Here is a 17,442-nt window from a genome sequence, read left to right on the forward strand (position 1 = left end):
TGATCATGAGTTCTTCATCCCCCTTCTCGTTTGACTATTCCCGGTTGTTGGCTGAACTCCAAGAGGGGGTTTGGTCAATGAGTTATAAGGCTCGTCGATTTTTGTATTTTAATCCGGCACTAGAGAACATTTTTGGGGGGGCGATTTGCGATGAAAACCACTGTCCAACGGGCTGGTGGGAGGCTATATATCCTCCAGAGCGCGATCGCCTAATCCAAGCCCTCAATACCCTCAAACTGGGGGAAGTTAAGGAACTCCACTATCCCATTATTCGCCCCGATGGAGCCATGCGCTTCTTGCGGAATAAATTCTGGCGAGTCCGAGGAACCCCAGCCCGTTTTGAAGGGGTGATTACAGACGTAACCCCACAAACCCTAAACCAGCCATCAGACCCCCCAAATAGCCCACTAGAAGCCTTTTTTCTCACCATCCCGACCGGAATAGCTTTCCTAGATTTTGACCTGCGATTTCGCTTTATTAATGAATATTTAGCCCAATTAAACGGTAAGAGGTTAGCAGACCATTTAAACCGTACCCTAGCAGAAGTTTTACCCGAGCAGGTGGCCTTTTTAGCCCCTCTATGTGAACAGGTTATCAACACAGGAGAGGCGATTTTAGAACAAGAAGTGACGACGGTAGATCCCCATGATCCCACCCGAGAATCTACTTGGTCAGTGTCTCTATTTTTGGCGCAGGTGGAGAAGGGCGAAGCGTTGGGGGTGGGGGTGTTGGTCAATGATATTAGCCAACAAAAAGCCGCCTTTCGGGAACGGCAAGCGGCCACCCAAGCCCTATTATTAAGTGAGCAACAATTGCAAAAAGCGCAACGGATTGCCCATATTGGTAACTGGGAATTTGATGTCTTGACGGGGAAAATAAGTTGGTCTGAGGAGATGTTTCGCATCTATGGCTGGGATCCGGAGGGAGAAACACCGACTCTGGAACAGTTTACCCAGAACATTCATCCTGATGATCAACCCATTCATAATGAAATTGTCAGTCAAACGTTGGCCACTGGCGCTCCTTTTTGTATGGATTACCGAATTTATCAGGTCAATAGTGGAGAATTGCGCCATTTAGATGTACGAGGGGAAGCGATTAGGAATGAGCAAGGGGAGGTGATTCAACTTTTTGGCACTGTTTTAGATATTACTGAACGTCGTCAAGCGGAATTAGCATTACAACAACGGGAGGAGTTTTTACGCAGCATTTATGAAGGAATTTCTCAAGCTATTTTCATGCTTGATGTTCAACCGGATGGAGAGTTTTATTATGTGGGGTGGAATCCTTTTGCAGATCAGTTAATGAAGATTCCCTCTAGTTATGTTTTTGGCAAAAAACCTCGGGACTTGTTTGGTGAAGAGGTTGGCGCAATACTGACGGCTCATTACACAAGTTGTGTAAAAAGAGGGGAATCTATCACCTATGAAGAGTCTTTGACGGTGGAGGGAGAAAACATCTGGTTTTTGACAACCTTAAATCCTTTGCGCAATGAACAGGGGAAAATTTATCGTATTGTCGGAACGGCTCAAACTATTAATGAGCAGAAACTTACAGAAATGGCACTGAAAGAGTCTCAGGAACAACTGCAAGCTAGCGCAAAAACTCGGGATGCTCTACAACAGTTATTAGCCAGTCAAATTCGCCAATCTTTGGATTTACAAACGGTATTAGAAGCCACCGTAGCGGAAATTTATAATTTGTTACCTGTCAGTGCTTGTACGTTTGCTTGGTATCATCCCCCGGATGAAACAATGCCCGATGATCCAATCTTTGCTTTAGGGTATTGGGAGGTTATTACTGAGGCAAAAGTTCCGGAATCTTTATCCTATTTGGGACAATTTCCCTCGGCAGCAAATCCTATGATGTTGGAACAACTCAAACAGGGAAAAAGCTTCCAAATTGAGGATACCCAAACTGTAACAGATCCTACGATGAGGGCATTTTTTATAGAGAGGTCTGTTACTTCAGCTTTGTTTTTACCCATCCCAACTAATAACGGTTTAGGGGTGTTAAACTGTATGCGAAGTGTGGAGATAGAACCTTGGGATGAGGTGGCTTTACAGCTTTTGCAGATGGCAACGGATCAAATTGCTATTGCTATTAATCAATCGGAACTTTATCAAAAAGCCCAAAGTAAAACGCGGGAGTTAGAACAAACTCTGGAAGAATTACAAAAGGCACAAACAAATCTGGTGCAAGCAGAAAAAATGTCCTCGTTGGGTCAATTGGTGGCTGGAATTGCCCATGAGATTAATAATCCGATTAATTTTATCTATGGCAATTTAGAACCCGCCAGAACCTATGCTGAATCTTTACTGGGTTTAATTAAGCTTTATCAGGAAACCTATCCTGAGCCAACGCCAGAGATTGCGGAAGCTATCGAAGAGATGGATTTAGAGTTCATCACGGAAGATATTACAAAGTTGTTGGATTCTATGTGGCTGGGTTCAATTCGTATCCGGGATATTGTGCAGTCTTTGCGGACGTTTGCCCGATTAGATGAATCGGGCTTTAAGAGTGTCAATATACACGAAAATCTGGATAGTACCTTAATGGTGTTACGCAATGAACTGAAAACGGAACGCCATGAGATGCCCAACATTATGATCTCTCGTAACTATGAAGAACTGCCGTCTATTTATTGTGATATCGGTCAACTTAATCAGGTTTTCTTTAATTTAATTACCAATGGAATTGATGCCATTAAACAGAGGAATAGGCAGTGGGACAATGCCGCTATTTTAGAAGATCCGGGCTGTATTTTAATTAATACAACATTATTGAATAAGCACTGGATTAAAATTACAATCTCTGATAATGGTGTAGGAATTGATCCCAATAAAATATCTCAAATTTTTGATCCTTTCTATACAACGAAAGGAGTAGGGAATGGGACTGGATTGGGTCTTTCTGTGAGTTATCAGATTATCGTGAATAATCATCAAGGCCGATTATATTGTGAGTCTGAATTAGGTAAGGGAACAAAATTTATAATTGAGTTACCAATTCAAGGCAAGGGGTGAGTTTTGAAAGACTGTTAATTTTTAATCTATAAGACTATGAATAATGCTGCTGAACCTATTCACATTCTGATTATTGAGAAAAATCCTAGGGATCTTTGCTTATTGTTGGAGCAATTAAAGCCCTATGATTATCGAATTACAGTGACTAAAACTTCAGACAATAGTATAAATTTGGTAAAATCTTTACAGCCAGATTTAATTTTATTAGGGGTTCAGTTGGCTATCTGTGAAGATTATAAGATTTGTAAGAATATTCTTAAAGAGCTACAAAAATGTGATAAGCCGATTATTTTATTAGGGGCTTTATTCACGGAGGAACAAAGACGAAAGGTCTATGAAATGGGAGGATGTGATTATATTTTAAAGCCATTTTGTGGGGAAGAAGTCCGGCGACGGATTGATAGTCAAGTGGCGCAAAAACGCTTTAGCCAACAGATTAACCGACAACAGAAACAGTTAAAACAGGAAACGGCGACTCGGAAAGCGAGTGAGGAGCGATTGCGTTTGTTGGAGCGTGCGATCGCCAACTCAACCAATGGGATTACAATTGTGGATGCTCAAGACCGAGACTATCCCTTAGTGTATGTGAATTCCGGCTTTGAGCGGATTACGGGCTATAAGTCTGAGGAAGTGTTAGGCAAAAACTGCCGCTTTCTTCAGGGGGGAGATTGGCAACAAGCGGAACGAAAAAAACTGCGGGAGGCGATCGCCCAAGGAACATCCACCCAAGTCCTACTACGCAATTATCGCAAAGATGGGACATTATTTTGGAATGAATTAAGTATCTCCCCCATCCATGACGAAACGGGAAAAGTGACCCACTTTATTGGGGTACAAACCGATATTAGCGAACATATCGAGATGGAAGAGTGCCTCAAAACCTTACTTCAGACTCAGCGCGCTATGTTGAAAGCCATTCCTGATCTTTTAATCCGGATTAGACGGGATGGTACCCGTTTAAGCCTTTTCAATGAGGAGCAAGTGCATTTAATCCCCTCCCATCTTGATGATCCCATTGGTGGAAATATTGCCGATGCACTCCCTGCCGATTTAACCCAGACTCGCTTGCAGTACATTAACCAAGCTTTGGATACCGGAGAATTACAACTCTATCAACAAACGGTAGAACTCAACGGCAAAATCTACTATGAGGAATGTCGGGTGATGCCCTGTGGGGAGAATGAAACGTTAGTCATGGTGCGAGATATCACAGAACAGTTCAATACAGAACAGCGTCTGAAAGACCTCCTCCAGACCCATGAAGCCACCTTAGCCGCCATTCCTGACCTTTTACTCCATTTGAGGAGAGATGGCACCCGTTTAGCCGTATATAACCCCGATCATATTCGTTTAATCGATCCCGACTGCTACAAAACATTGGGGAACAGTGTCTGGGATATCCTGCCTCCGGATTTGGCAGAAAAACGTTTAGCAGCTACGGAGCAGGCGTTAATGACTGGGAAGTTACAAATTTATGAGCAAGAGTTAATCATTGACGGGGAAATAGTCTATGAAGAATGTCGGGTGGTGCCTTGTCGGGAGGACGATGTGTTAATTATTGTGCGGGATATCACGAAACAAAAGATGGCCTTACAGGAACGGGAACGAATCGCATTGGCTCTCCAAGAAAGTGAACGGAAAAAACAGGCGATTTTGAGTGCTATTCCTGACTTAATGTTTTGTCTTAATGATCAGGGCATCTATACCGATTTTGTCAATTCTCCTTACACCCAAAGTTTAAACCCCACAGAACAATGGGTGGGTAAATGCTTAGATGATTTGCCGGATCCTCCCGTTGCTCAACGTCAGTGGGAGGCTCTCCAAAAGGTATTACCTACGGGGAAGCGAGAGGTGTATGAGCAGCGTGTCTGGGTGCAGGGGAAATGGCAGGATGAAGAAGTGCAAATGGTCAAGTTAAATGACCATGAAGTTCTCTTAACGATTCGGGATATCACGGAACGGAAACGGGTGGCGGCTCGTTTACAGGAGAGTGAGGCGCGTTTTCGCAGTGCCTTTGATGATGCGGCTATTGGGATGGCTTTAGTGTCTACGGAGGGGCGTTTTATTCGAGTCAATCAAAGTTTTTGCCAGTTATTTGGCTACAGTAAAACTGAGCTTTTGCAAATGCACTGTAAGGATTTAACTCACCCGGATGATTTACCTAAAACTCAAGAAGCGTTAGAGCGTTTGTTGCAGAACCAGATGAGGGTTTATCAGGAAGAAAAGCGTTATCTCCATAAACAGGGACAGATTATTTGGGCGGTGTCTAATATTTCTTTAGTGCGGAATGATCGGGGAGAAGCACTCTATTTTACGGCTCAAATTCAAGATATTAGCGATCTCAAACAGGCTGAGTTAGAAGCGCAAGAACGAGAAACTCAATTGAGGATTTTGGGGGATAATCTGCCCAAAGGTTGTATTTATCGCATGGTTCGAGATCCTGACGGGAGATATTACTTTTCTTACATCACGGCGGGGATTGAACAATTGGTGGGAGTTACCCCGGAACAGGTGGTGGCGGATGGGTCGGTTTTATATAACTTAATTGTGGAAGAAGATCGCCCTCTGCATCAGCGACTGACTCAAGAATCTTTGGATAATTTGTCGGTTTTTGGGATGCAAATGCGCAAGTATGCCCCCGATGGGAGTATTCAGTGGTCGCAAATTCGCTCTACTCCTCGCCGTTTGGAGGATGGTCGGGTGGTTTGGGATGGCATTGAGGTAGATATTACAGATTTAAAACAAACGGAAGAACAACTCAGGGAAAGTGAGGAGCGTTTTCGTCGTGCTTTTGATGATGCGGGAACGGGAATGGCTTTAGTTTCTCCCGATGGTAGATGGTTGAAGGTGAATCGGACGTTGTGCGCAATGTTGGGTTACAGTGAGGCGGAGTTACTGGCGTTTACTGTGGAGGAGATCACCCATCCCGATGATTGGCTGGTGGACTGGAACTTGGCGACACAGGTATTAAATGGCGTGCTGCGCACCTATAACCTAGAAAAACGCTATTTGAGCAAGACAGGGGAGGTGATTTGGATTCTGTTAACGGTTTCTTTGGTGCGAGATCCAGAAGGGAATCCCCTGTATTTTGTCTCCCAAATTCAGGATATCCGGGATCGGAAACAAGCGGAGGACAAACTGCGGGAAAATGAGGAACGCTTACGTTCGATTGCCAGTAATATCCCCGGAATGCTCTATACCATCGTGGATTATGGCAATACCGCGAGGTTTGAATATGTCAGTGAGGGGGTGGAGGAACTCTGTCAAGTGCCTTTAGAGGCGGTCTATGAGGATGCTAATTTGTTGCTGAACCAAATGCACCCGGAGGATCAAGAGGGGTATCGTTGTGTGTCGGAACGCAGTATTCAGGAATTCTCCAGTTTTTCCCATGAATGGCGGCATATTTTGCCTTCTGGGGAAACGATTTGGTTAATGGGGAAATCCCGTCCGGTGCGACGGTCTGATGGGGCGATTGCTTGGAATGGGATTCTGTTAAATATTACGACCCTTAAGGAGATTCAGGGGGAATTGGAGAAGGCGAAGGAAGCGGCAGAGGCGGCAAACCGGGCGAAAAGTACGTTTTTGGCGAATATGAGTCATGAGTTGCGATCGCCCTTAAACGCCATTTTAGGCTTTGCTCAAGTCCTCGACGGGGCAGAAAACCTCACCCCACCCCAACAGGAAAACCTACACATTATCCGCCAAAGTGGGGAACACTTACTGAGTTTAATTAATGATATTCTCGACATTTCCAAAATTGAAGCGGGGCAAATAACCGTTCATGCCGAAGATTGTCACTTGTCCCGGATTGTGGATGAACTCTATAATCTGTTCCGGTTAAAAGCCCAACAAAAACAACTGCAATTCACCATCAGCCAAGGGGAAGGGGTGCCGGAGTGGATTTATGGCGATCGCATCAAACTTCGCCAAATCCTGATCAATCTTCTCAGTAACGCCCTCAAATTCACCCAAAAAGGCACCGTTCACCTCCACATTGAACAAACCCCCCTCCCCGCCGAAACCTTGCCCCCCCACAGCCCCGAATCCGGTCAATCTTTAATACAACTGGCCTTTACCATCCAAGATACAGGCATTGGCATCCGGTCGGAAGAAATCCCCCAACTCTTTAATCCCTTCGTGCAATCAGAATCCGGCCTTCAATCCCAACAAGGCACAGGTTTAGGATTAGCCATCAGTCAACGCTACGCCAAACTAATGGGCGGAGAAATCACCCTAGAATCCCAATGGAAACAAGGCTCTAAATTCACCTTAACTCTCCCCATTCTCACCTCCTTTACTCAAACCCCCGCCCCCGCATCCTCCCTCAAACAGATTATTGGTTTAGCCCCCAACCAACCCGAATATCGAATTTTAATCGTCGATGATCACCTCCCAAATCGTCAACTGATGCAGCAAATTTTAACCCCATTAGGCTTTATTGTCCGAGAAGCCCATAATGGACAAGAAGCTATTGAACAATGGCAACAATTTAACCCCCATTTGATTTGGATGGATTTACGAATGCCTATTTTAGATGGATACGAAGCAACCAAAAAAATTCGACAAATCGAAGCCGAAAATAAGATTAAAAATCCGGTTTATATTATTGCCTTAACCGCCAATGCTTTTGATGAACAGAAACAACAAGCCTTAGACCTAGGCTGCAATGATTTTATTCACAAACCCCTAGAAATTTCTAGTATATTAGAAACAACAGCCGAGTATTTAGGGCTTAATTATACTTATGCTGAAGAAGACACCGTAACCTCTATAAATCAAGACACAGAATTTTATATTAAACAATGCTCACATCTACCGGAAGATTGGAAAAATCGAATACTGGAGGCTATTTTCAGCTTAGACCTAAGCCAAATTCAGGAATTAACTCAGGAAATTAGTGAGCAAGAACCCGAACTTACTGCATTACTAAAAACCTACATTAATAACTACGATTACAATAGTATTTTAACCTTATTGGGAAATAGTGATGATTGACACACTCACCGAGCCGAACGGGAATTAGAACAACTGCGCAATCTCCTAAGAGAACGAGGCATTAACCCCGATAATGAACCCACCTAGCCAATTCACTTTTCCCCAGCTACATTAAAATAAATGTACTGTTGTTGGACTCGCCTATGAACCCTTCCTCCCTCAAAAGTCCCCTCATCTACCCCGAACCAGACGGAGCGCCTATGGCTGAAAGTGATCCCGCTCGTGATTATCTCATCTATGGGGTAGAAGCCCTGAAACACTACTTTAATCCCCGTTCCGATGTCTATATCTCCGGCAATCTGTGGTTATCCTATGAGCAAGGTGTCCCTGATGCCGTAGTTTGCCCAGATGTCTTTGTCGTGTTTGGAGTAGAAAATCGCCCCCGTCGTAGTTATCGAGTGTGGGAAGAAAACAACCGGATACCCGATTGGATCTTAGAAGTCACCTCTCGCAGCACCCACCGCACCGATGAACGAGACAAACCCCTGTTGTATGCTCAGATGGGAGTGAGGGAGTATTTCCAATATGACCCCAGTGGGGATTATTTAAACCCACCCCTACGAGGACGGCGTTTAGTCGAGGCAGAGTATGAGATTCTGACCCCAGAGGAGTTAGAAGGAGGAATGTTGAGTATTCCCTCACAGGTGTTAGGTTTAGAGTTGCGGGTATTAACCGATGGTCGTTTGCGGTTTTTCGACTCGGTATCAGGGGAGTATTTGCGGAGTCCAGAGGAGTCGGAACAGGAACGGATACAAGAACGAATCCGGGCTGAACAAGAACGAATCCGGGCTGAACGGGAACGAATCCGGGCTGAACGGGCCGAACGCGAATTAGAACAACTGCGCAATCTCCTCAGAGAACGAGGCATTAACCCCGATAACGAACCCACCTAGCCAATTCACTTTTCCCCAGCTACATTAAAATAAATGTACTGTTGTTGTCATCGCCTATGAACCCTTCCTCCCTCAAAAGTCCCCTCATCTACCCCGAACCAGACGGAGCGCCTATGGCTGAAAGTGATCCCGCTCGCGATTATCTCATCTATGGGGTAGAAGCCCTGAAACACTACTTTAATCCCCGTTCCGATGTCTATATCTCCGGCAATCTGTGGTTATCCTATGAGCAAGGTGTCCCTGATGCCGTAGTTTGCCCAGATGTCTTTGTCGTGTTTGGAGTAGAAAATCGCCCCCGTCGTAGTTATCGAGTGTGGGAAGAAAACAACCGGATACCCGATTGGATCTTAGAAGTCACCTCTCGCAGCACCCACCGCACCGATGAACGAGACAAACCCCTGTTGTATGCTCAGATGGGAGTGAGGGAGTATTTCCAATATGACCCCAGTGGGGATTATTTAAACCCACCCCTACGAGGACGGCGTTTAGTCGAGACAGAATATGAGATTCTAACCCCAGAGGAGTTAGAAGGAGGAATGTTGAGTATTCCCTCACAGGTGTTAGGTTTAGAGTTGCGGGTATTAACCGATGGTCGTTTGCGGTTTTTCGACTCGGTATCAGGGGAGTATTTGCGGAGTCCAGAGGAGTCGGAACAGGAACGGATACAAGAACGAATCCGGGCTGAACAAGAACGAATCCGGGCTGAACAGGAACGAATCCGGGCTGAACAGGAACGAATCCGGGCTGAACAGGAACGAATCCGGGCTGAACGGGAGCAGTTACGGGCTGAAGACGCCGAACGGGAATTAGAGCAACTCCGTAATCTCTTGCGAGAACGGGGAATTAACCCCGATGATTGACGAAAATAACAACGGGATGCCCGTAAGCCCTCGTCTTTCAAGCGAGGGTTAGACTGTACAAAAACAATCCCGTAATTGTCGCCAAGCTAGACGACGATATACCAAAAAGCATTGAAGAGTAAGCAGACAGCGACAAGGCTTCTTCTTGAAGTGATTTGTGAACTCACGAGTGTCAGGGATTAGCAGAAGATGCCCCCACCTCGCCCTAGGCAGGTGGGGAGAGCTTGATTAAGAATTGATAGTTGATAATTCGTTTCCCTACGGATCACGATAAAAGCGTTAAACCTCAGTTGGCTTAACCTCCGGTAAACTGGTTTCCAACTTCAAACAATTGCGACCATTCACTTGTAGGCGGTATTCCACCTTATCCATTAAACGGTTCATAATGAGCCAGCCATACCCCCCCTCCTGCTTATCATCAGGATTCGGTGGTAAATAAGTGGACAGGTCAAAACCATTGCCATGATCCCAAATTTCCAGGGCCACATCTCGCTCATCTAGCTCTAAGCGTAGTAATACCGGGAGATCCGGCTTGTCTCGATGGGCATGACGCACGACGTTGGAATAAGCCTCCACCAAGGCTAATCGTAAACGATTAGACTGGCGTGGCCACTCCACGGAGTCGCCGAGTTCAATTTGTAGACAGTCAAGCAACCAACGCTCAACTACGGCTAAAAACTTGAGATCACTTGGTACATTTAGCTCTGTTTTCATGCAGCTACAGAACCTCCAGAAATAGAATCGTTTGGTCGTCTTCTTGAACTTGATTGGTACATTCGCGAAAACGATTAAGTAAACTATCGAGATTAAATGTCTGAGGTTCTTGGAGAATTAACTGCCAAAGTCCCTCCTGACCCAGCATTGGATTGTGTGAACTATTCGAGTTCCCAGAATCAGTCCCCTGACTTGAGGGGGGAATTATAGTCGCTTCTGTAATTCCATCACTGGTGAGCAGAAAAATATCGCCTGAATTTAATGTCATTTCTCCCGCTTTTGCTTTCCAAATCGGTAAGATGCCCACTGGAACCCCCCGCACGGTCAGATACTCCGGTTGGACGGTTTCGTTGACCGTTACCTGATCTATCGTACTCTGGTGATGCCACAACATGGGGTAAATATGACCCGCGTTGGCGTAAACCAGATGGCGAGTTTCTGGGTTATAGCGGGCGAGAACCATGGTAATGAAGCAATTCGTACTGAATAAGTCCTCATTCATGGTCTGATTGAGATTCCGCATCACCACATCGGGTTCTGGTGAACCTTCTTGGGAGAGTTCCCGTCGCAAAATCGAGATGGCACTAGCCATAAAGAGGGCGGCGGGAACTCCTTTCCCGGATACATCTCCCACGGCAAGCCATACATCTCCTTGGGGGTGAACATAGACTTCAAAGAAATCCCCCCCAACTTCCCGGGCCGGATAGCAACTGGCCTGTACTTTGACATTTTTGGTTTCGCCCCAACTCTGACGGAGCAGGTTATGCTGAATTTGCCGGGCGACGGCCAGTTCAGCGCGCATTTTTTCGGCTTGTTCTTGCGTCCGTTGATAGAGTTTGGCTTGGGAGATGGCTAAGGCGGCTTGTTCGGCTACGGATTGGATGAGGCTAATATCTTCCTCGCTCCAAGGAATCAAGGCGTTTTGTTGGTTGAGATATAAAACGGCTAGAATCTGCTGTTGTACGGTGAGGGGAATGGCTAGGTGCAAGCCTCCCTCTCGATTAGCTCGCCCTTCAGTTTGGGTTTCTTGGGTGGCTAGAACGGTCTTGAGCAGGGTTTCTACTTCCGGGGAGAGGGGAGGAGGAGCAGCTTCTTCTGTGTCGTTTTCAGGAGGTGGGAGGGCTGGATAGAGAAAGCATTCACTCCCGAGTTGATTGTCTTCAACGGGTTTGAGAATGCCCTGATCGGCTTGAAATTTTTCCCCGATGGTCTTGACGATGGTTTTAAGCATATTCTGGTAGTCGAGGGACTCCCGAATGGTGCTGGTCACCACGTTGAGGATTTCTTCCCGCCGCAGAGCGCGACTGAGTTCGTTGGTTCGTTGTTTGAGAACTAAGTAGGTTTCTGAGGCTTGTTGAACGGTTTCTTTTAGTTTTTCGGGATTCCAGGGCTTGGTAATGTATTTGAAGACTTTCCCTGAGTTGATGGCATCTACTAGGTCTTCTACATCGGTGTATCCGGTTAACAGAATCCGAATGGTGTCTGGAAAGCGATCAACGGTTTTACTGAGGAATTCGGTTCCGTTCATGACGGGCATCCGTTGATCGGAGATGATCACGGCCATTTCGCCTTCTTGTTCTAGGGTGTCGAGGGCGCTTAAAGCTCCGTCAGCCCGAAATACATTAAAGTCCCGCCGAAAGGTACGGTAAAGCAGATCTAAGTTATCAGGTTCATCATCCACCACCATTAATTTTAGTTTTTTGGGGCTTACCTGACTCATTCACTCACTCCGGTTTGTGGTTTTAGACTCAACTGTTTGAGGACTCAACAAGAATCAAGGGGTGAACAAGAGAACATCCCGAATCGATGAATCCGGATTCATTTGATTGTTGTCTAAGCCAAGCCCCTGACAGACTATCTCGGAATCGGATACAACGGTTTCAAGTTGGATCAATGTTCGGTTCGAGTTTTAACGGGATTTTTAGGGGTTTTTATTGTCCGTTATGTCTATCAGTGGCTCTAGAGCAATGGGTTCAGTGGACTGACTGAGGATCTAGAGCGGTTGCTGAGACTCTCTTATTTTACCAAAAAGCTGGCGAGAGTTACGCTGGAATCGGAAAAGGTGGACTCTGAGAAGGTTTGAGGGGGGTATTAGCAAACTAGACCGGAACGAAGGGCGCGGACGGCGGCTTGGGTTCGGTCGTCGGCGCAGAGTTTGTTTAAGATGTTGCGCACATGGGTTTTTACGGTGCCAACGGTGATGTAAAGGTCTTGGGCGATGTCGGCGTTGCTGTAGCCGTTGACGATGAGTTGTAGAACTTCGAGTTCTCGTTCTGTTAGGCCGTAGTTGGGGGGATCGTTACTGGGGGGGGTGGTGCTGGCTTTGGCTTGACTGAGGACTATTTGCGCGATCGCCGGATCAATCCAAGCGTTCCCTTGATGAGTTGCCCGAATCGCCTCCATCAGCAGGTCAAATTTAATGTCTTTCATACAGTAAGAATCTGCCCCAGCCCCAAAAGCCGCCATGACGGCCTCTTCTTGGTCTTGTAGGGTCAAAATGAGGATTTTGGTGGCGGTTTTATCCACCGCTAAAGACTTGAAGCGACGAGTCAATTCAATCCCATCAATACCCGGCAGACCAATATCTACAATACCCACATCCGGCCGTTGAGTTTGCAGCAACTTCAAGCCATCTGTCCCGTTGGTTGCTTCTCCGACATATTCAATCCCACTCTCACGGAGAAAGGCGGTTTTCAGTCCGACCCGAGTTAAATCATGGTCTTCGACAAGGGCAACCCGAATACGACTCATTGGCAATTTTCTAAATTTCGCTTGGTGAACTGTTCCTCATTCTAACAGATTGGCGGAGTATCTCTGGGGAGAAGATTGATTTTTCCGGTTGTGGTAGGGGAATCCCACAAGCGGAAAGGAATAGTCGATTTGTTGAACCTCCCATCGCTGAAAGCGAGGGATTCCCATATAGACTCTTATCTAGACCGAAGTCCCCGACAGAACGCCATTACTGGGCTGTTTGACCACGGGCGCACCGACCGCAGTTAATCCACGCTGTTTTACTACTGACTCCATCACAGAGTTGATGGGCTAACTTGAAATAGTAATCCTTTCTTCTGTTGGCTACGGCTTCATGTAATAGAGCGATCCGATGCTGTAGTTTCTGCCATTTATTAGACCCTTTGTCTTTATTTTTAAGCCTTCTTTGTAGTAATTTAATCTTACGCCGTGCTTTATCTAAAAACTTCATGTTCCTCTTGAAGCGAGGAAAACCTAGTCCCTTGCTTTTCATGTCGTTAAACGCCCGCTCCAATTTCCGCAATGTTTGCTGCATCGCTTGGGCATTACCAGACTTCAGGAAATCGTTAGTCTTTTTAGCTTGGGTTAGATTGGCAGATTGAGTAGGGTAGTTAGGATATTCAAAGGGAGCAACAATATATTCAGAACGAATAGAGCAAGCGTTAACCTGACAACTACGACTGTTATACCAAAGCTTTCTTTGGGCCAAAGCATAGTTCCAAACAGATTGGCAGACAGTTAAATTTAATTCGATCTTCTCTGTCTGCTCTTTGGTTGGAATTATCTTATAGTTGTAAGTAAGGTTAAGCATTCAATTCTTGCTCATTGTTAGTAAGATTATAGCACAATTTTACAATTTGGGGTATGCTGTTGTAATATGTCGTAATTCATCCCGTCGATAAAATCGAGGGTCTTCTTCCGACGATCAAGATAATTGATAATTAAACGTTGAGCTTAGGCCTTCAATTTCTCGCTATGTTCGACTAAACTCTGGGCAAATTGATCAAAACGTTGAGCCAATTTCTCGTCTAATAGTTTGCCTTCGGGACTGAAGACTTGCCAAGCTTGACCGATGGCAATTTGTTCAGGAATCACCCAAGCATGAACCCAGCGCATGATCACCCGCACATCGTTTAAGGCGTTACTGTTCGCTTGTCCGCCTAAAACACTAATCACTCCGGTTACTTTCCCGGCTAAATGCTCAAAACTCATCAAATCTAAGACGTTTTTGAGGACACCACTCACGCTGCCATGATATTCCGGGGTGGCTAAAATTATCCCATCGGCTTCCTCAAAGGCTTGTCTTAAGCGGGTGACATCGGGATAGTCGGGATAGTCTTCTCCGCCATTACAAAAGGGGAGATTTAACTGGCGGATGTCTAAAAGGTTCATCTCGGCACCGAGTGCCTCAATTCGCTGTGCAGCTTGCTTTAAGGCTAAGGCACTATAGGAGTCTGGGCGTAAACTGCCACTAATACCAACAATTTTGACCATGTTTGTGTTTTCAGTGTTTGCTTATATAAAGTCGTAATGAGTACGCTTAAGTTAACACAAAAAGGGGGAAGGGGTCAAATCAAGGGCAGAACTCATTTTTTGCTGTTTGTATGACTGTTTACTTGTTAAATGATTAAGTTTTGTCACAACGCTCTAAAAATTGGGAATCGGGCGTTGTAGTTAATCTAAAAACGACAAGGGGAGGGTAGAGGTGATGAATAGGAATTGGAAAACCCGCTTTCTCGGTCAGTGTGCGCACCAAGGACAAGGTTCAGCCGGATTTACGCTGATTGAATTATTGGTGGTGGTGATTATTATTGGTATTTTGGCATCGATTGCTTATCCTTCGATGTTGGGACAGGCGAATAAGGCGAAACAGGCTGAGGCGAAAATGAATATTGGGGCGATTAATCGGGGGCAACAGATGTATTTTGTGGCGTCTGGGATTTATGCGAGTCGCTTAAGTGAATTGGGGATGGGGATTCAAGCGCAGACGGAGAATTATCGTTATGCGATCGCCTCTAAAGATGGGGGCGAAAGTGTCGCCAACTGGGCAGCCCCTAGAAAGCCCACATTACGGGCTTATATTGGTCTAGCAGGCACGGGTTTAATTGATGCGGACTGGGGGGAAGTTCTCACCATTACGACGGTTTGTGAGTCCAATAAACCTATCATTCCCACAGATGCGGAATTGCAAAATACAGCCCCTAATGGCGGTGGGGTCAATATTGGCTGCAATCAACCCCCGTTTAATAATTATCGTGGAGGGTTTAGTTCTTTGTAGGGAGTCGGGAACGGGGAATAGGGAATAGGGAGTAGGGAATAAGTCTGAATTCCTCGTCTCCCCTGCTCCTCTGCTCCCCTGCTCCCCTGCCCCCCTGCTCCCCCTCTCCCCTTCCCCCCGTTCCCCACTCGTTGATTCAGTGTGGGAGGATGTCATGGATGACTGTTTACGTTGACAATATGAACGAGCAACAAAGACTAACTCTTCCCGTAATGGGGTGTGGAACTTGGGCTTGGGGGAATCGTCTCCTCTGGGACTATGATCCGAGTATGGATGAAGAACTGCAACGGGTGTTTAACTTGTGTGTGAGTCGGGGTGTCACCTTGTTTGACACGGGGGACTCTTACGGCACAGGGAAACTCAAGGGACAGAGTGAGAAACTCCTCGGACGCTTTGCCCAAGCCTATCAAGGGGTGAATCAGGAGAAAATCCGTATTGCGACCAAATTGGCGGCCTATCCTTGGCGTTGGACACGGGGGGCAATGGTGGGCGCTGGGAAGGCTTCGGCGCAACGTTTGGGTCGTCCGGTGGATTTGGTGCAGATGCACTGGTCTACGGCCAATTATGCCCCGTGGCAGGAGTGGGCGTTATTGGACGGTTTGGGGGACTTGTACGAACAGGGAGTCGTGCAGGGGGTGGGATTGTCTAATTATGGTCCCAAACGCCTGGGCAAGGTGCATAAACGCTTTCAGGAGCGGGGTATTCCCATCACGAGTTTACAGGTGCAGTATTCTCTACTCTCAACTTATCCGGTGACGACGTTGGATTTAAAGGCGGTGTGTGATGAGTTGGGGATTCAATTGATTGCCTATAGTCCTTTGGGGTTGGGTTTGTTGACGGGGAAATATAAACTGGGGGGACAGTTGCCGTCGGGTTTACGGGGGTTTCTCTGTCGGCAATTATTACCGGGGATTCAACCCTTGTTAGATACATTAGGAGCGATCGCACAACAGCGAGAGAAAACGATGGCACAAGTCGCCCTCAATTGGTGCATCTGCCAAGGGACTATCCCCATTCCGGGGGCTAAAACCGTCCAACAAGCGGAGGAAAATTTAGGGGCGCTAGGATGGTTTTTAGATGGGGGGGAACAGGAGGAATTAAATCGCACGGTAGCCCGTTTAGATAAACAAATGGTGCAGAATATTTTCCAGACTCGGTGAACTCCCCCACTCTACTTAGGGGAGGGGGAGTTCCCGGCAATTTCATTGAAACAATATCCCATGAAAAAATTAATTGTCGCCACCAGTAACCCCGGCAAACTGCGGGAACTGCAAAAATACTTACAAGGGGAGGAGTGGGAATTAGCCCTGAAACCGGAGGAGTTAGACATTGAGGAAACCGGAACTACCTTTGCGGAGAATGCCGCGTTAAAGGCTTCCCAAGTTGCCCAGGCCTTGGGGGAATGGGCGATCGCGGATGATTCAGGATTAGCCGTAGATGCCCTTGATGGCGCGCCCGGGGTCTATTCTGCTCGTTATGGTCAAACGGACTCAGAACGGATAGAACGGCTGTTAAATGCCCTAGAAAATAACCCTCAGCGCAAGGCTCAATTTATTTGCGCGATCGCCCTTGCTCGTCCCAATGGTGCGATCGCCCTCACCGTCGAGGCCAGTTGTGCGGGGGAAATTGCCCTCACTGCGAGAGGAGAAAACGGCTTTGGCTATGATCCCATTTTCTATGTTCCCGCCCTCGGTCTAACTTTTGCCGAAATGTCCCCAGAGACAAAACAAAGTATTAGTCATCGTGGCAAGGCTATTCAGTTATTTTTGCAGAAACTGGGAGATTCAGGAATCAGGAATAGATAGGATCTGCTGAATATCCCTCTAAGCAGTGTTACTAGGACTTTTAGCCGTTTATACCCAATTAAATAGACTTGAGGGCAAAAACCTGAATTTCCCCCGTTCCCCGTTCCCCAAATCTTCCCC

General features: G+C 46.4%; 12 protein-coding genes. 7 read left to right on the forward strand and 5 right to left on the reverse strand.

What is annotated here, in order from left to right; genetic code table 11:
* Nucleotides 1–5 precede the first annotated feature (5 nt).
* The 4 genes from SPI9445_RS26590 (at nucleotide 6) to SPI9445_RS26600 (ending at nucleotide 9,774) form a co-directional block, all read left to right on the forward strand.
* A complete protein-coding gene (locus SPI9445_RS26590) occupies nucleotides 6–3,026 on the forward strand; it encodes a PAS domain-containing protein (protein ID WP_017306947.1) in 3,021 nt (1,006 codons plus the stop codon).
* Between the two features lie 36 nt (nucleotides 3,027–3,062).
* The gene (locus SPI9445_RS27910; RefSeq protein WP_017306948.1) at nucleotides 3,063–8,021 is read left to right on the forward strand and encodes a PAS domain S-box protein; all 4,959 of its coding nucleotides are present in this window, start codon (nucleotides 3,063–3,065) and stop codon (nucleotides 8,019–8,021) included.
* Between the two features lie 143 nt (nucleotides 8,022–8,164).
* On the forward strand, nucleotides 8,165–8,914 hold the full coding sequence (locus tag SPI9445_RS0121970) for a Uma2 family endonuclease (RefSeq protein WP_017306949.1): 750 nt from the start codon (nucleotides 8,165–8,167) through the stop codon (nucleotides 8,912–8,914).
* A gap of 113 nt (nucleotides 8,915–9,027) precedes the next feature.
* Complete coding sequence (locus SPI9445_RS26600; protein WP_237747998.1) at nucleotides 9,028–9,774, forward strand: Uma2 family endonuclease; 747 nt, start codon at nucleotides 9,028–9,030, stop codon at nucleotides 9,772–9,774.
* Nucleotides 9,775–10,053: 279 nt separating this feature from the next.
* Here SPI9445_RS26600 and SPI9445_RS0121980 read toward each other — a convergent pair whose 3' ends face one another.
* From SPI9445_RS0121980 to SPI9445_RS0122000, 5 genes are all read right to left on the reverse strand, one after another.
* Entirely contained in the window at nucleotides 10,054–10,488 is a 435-nt protein-coding gene (locus tag SPI9445_RS0121980) for an ATP-binding protein (protein ID WP_017306951.1), read from the reverse strand.
* Nucleotides 10,489–10,492: 4 nt separating this feature from the next.
* Nucleotides 10,493–12,208, reverse strand: coding sequence for a SpoIIE family protein phosphatase (locus SPI9445_RS0121985; protein ID WP_017306952.1), 1,716 nt, complete (start codon nucleotides 12,206–12,208; stop codon nucleotides 10,493–10,495).
* Nucleotides 12,209–12,579: 371 nt separating this feature from the next.
* Nucleotides 12,580–13,239 carry a response regulator gene (locus tag SPI9445_RS0121990; RefSeq protein ID WP_017306953.1) on the reverse strand — a complete coding sequence of 220 codons (660 nt, stop codon included), beginning with the start codon at nucleotides 13,237–13,239 and terminating at the stop codon, nucleotides 12,580–12,582.
* Between the two features lie 208 nt (nucleotides 13,240–13,447).
* The gene (locus SPI9445_RS26605) at nucleotides 13,448–14,050 is read right to left on the reverse strand and encodes a helix-turn-helix domain-containing protein (RefSeq protein WP_017306954.1); all 603 of its coding nucleotides are present in this window, start codon (nucleotides 14,048–14,050) and stop codon (nucleotides 13,448–13,450) included.
* Nucleotides 14,051–14,193: 143 nt separating this feature from the next.
* The gene (locus SPI9445_RS0122000) at nucleotides 14,194–14,733 is read right to left on the reverse strand and encodes an NADPH-dependent FMN reductase (RefSeq protein ID WP_017306955.1); all 540 of its coding nucleotides are present in this window, start codon (nucleotides 14,731–14,733) and stop codon (nucleotides 14,194–14,196) included.
* Between the two features lie 214 nt (nucleotides 14,734–14,947).
* Here SPI9445_RS0122000 and SPI9445_RS26610 point away from each other — a divergent pair, with 214 nt between their 5' ends.
* The 3 genes from SPI9445_RS26610 (at nucleotide 14,948) to rdgB (ending at nucleotide 17,322) form a co-directional block, all read left to right on the forward strand.
* Nucleotides 14,948–15,517, forward strand: a complete 570-nt coding sequence (locus SPI9445_RS26610; RefSeq protein WP_017306956.1) for a type IV pilin-like G/H family protein — start codon at nucleotides 14,948–14,950, stop codon at nucleotides 15,515–15,517.
* Nucleotides 15,518–15,696: 179 nt separating this feature from the next.
* On the forward strand, nucleotides 15,697–16,677 hold the full coding sequence (locus SPI9445_RS0122010) for an aldo/keto reductase (protein ID WP_026080008.1): 981 nt from the start codon (nucleotides 15,697–15,699) through the stop codon (nucleotides 16,675–16,677).
* Between the two features lie 60 nt (nucleotides 16,678–16,737).
* The gene (gene rdgB / locus SPI9445_RS0122015) at nucleotides 16,738–17,322 is read left to right on the forward strand and encodes an RdgB/HAM1 family non-canonical purine NTP pyrophosphatase (protein WP_017306958.1); all 585 of its coding nucleotides are present in this window, start codon (nucleotides 16,738–16,740) and stop codon (nucleotides 17,320–17,322) included.
* Nucleotides 17,323–17,442: the final 120 nt, after the last annotated feature.

The sequence above is a fragment of the Spirulina subsalsa PCC 9445 genome, assembly GCF_000314005.1.
GTDB classification, from domain to species: domain Bacteria; phylum Cyanobacteriota; class Cyanobacteriia; order Cyanobacteriales; family Spirulinaceae; genus Spirulina_A; species Spirulina_A subsalsa.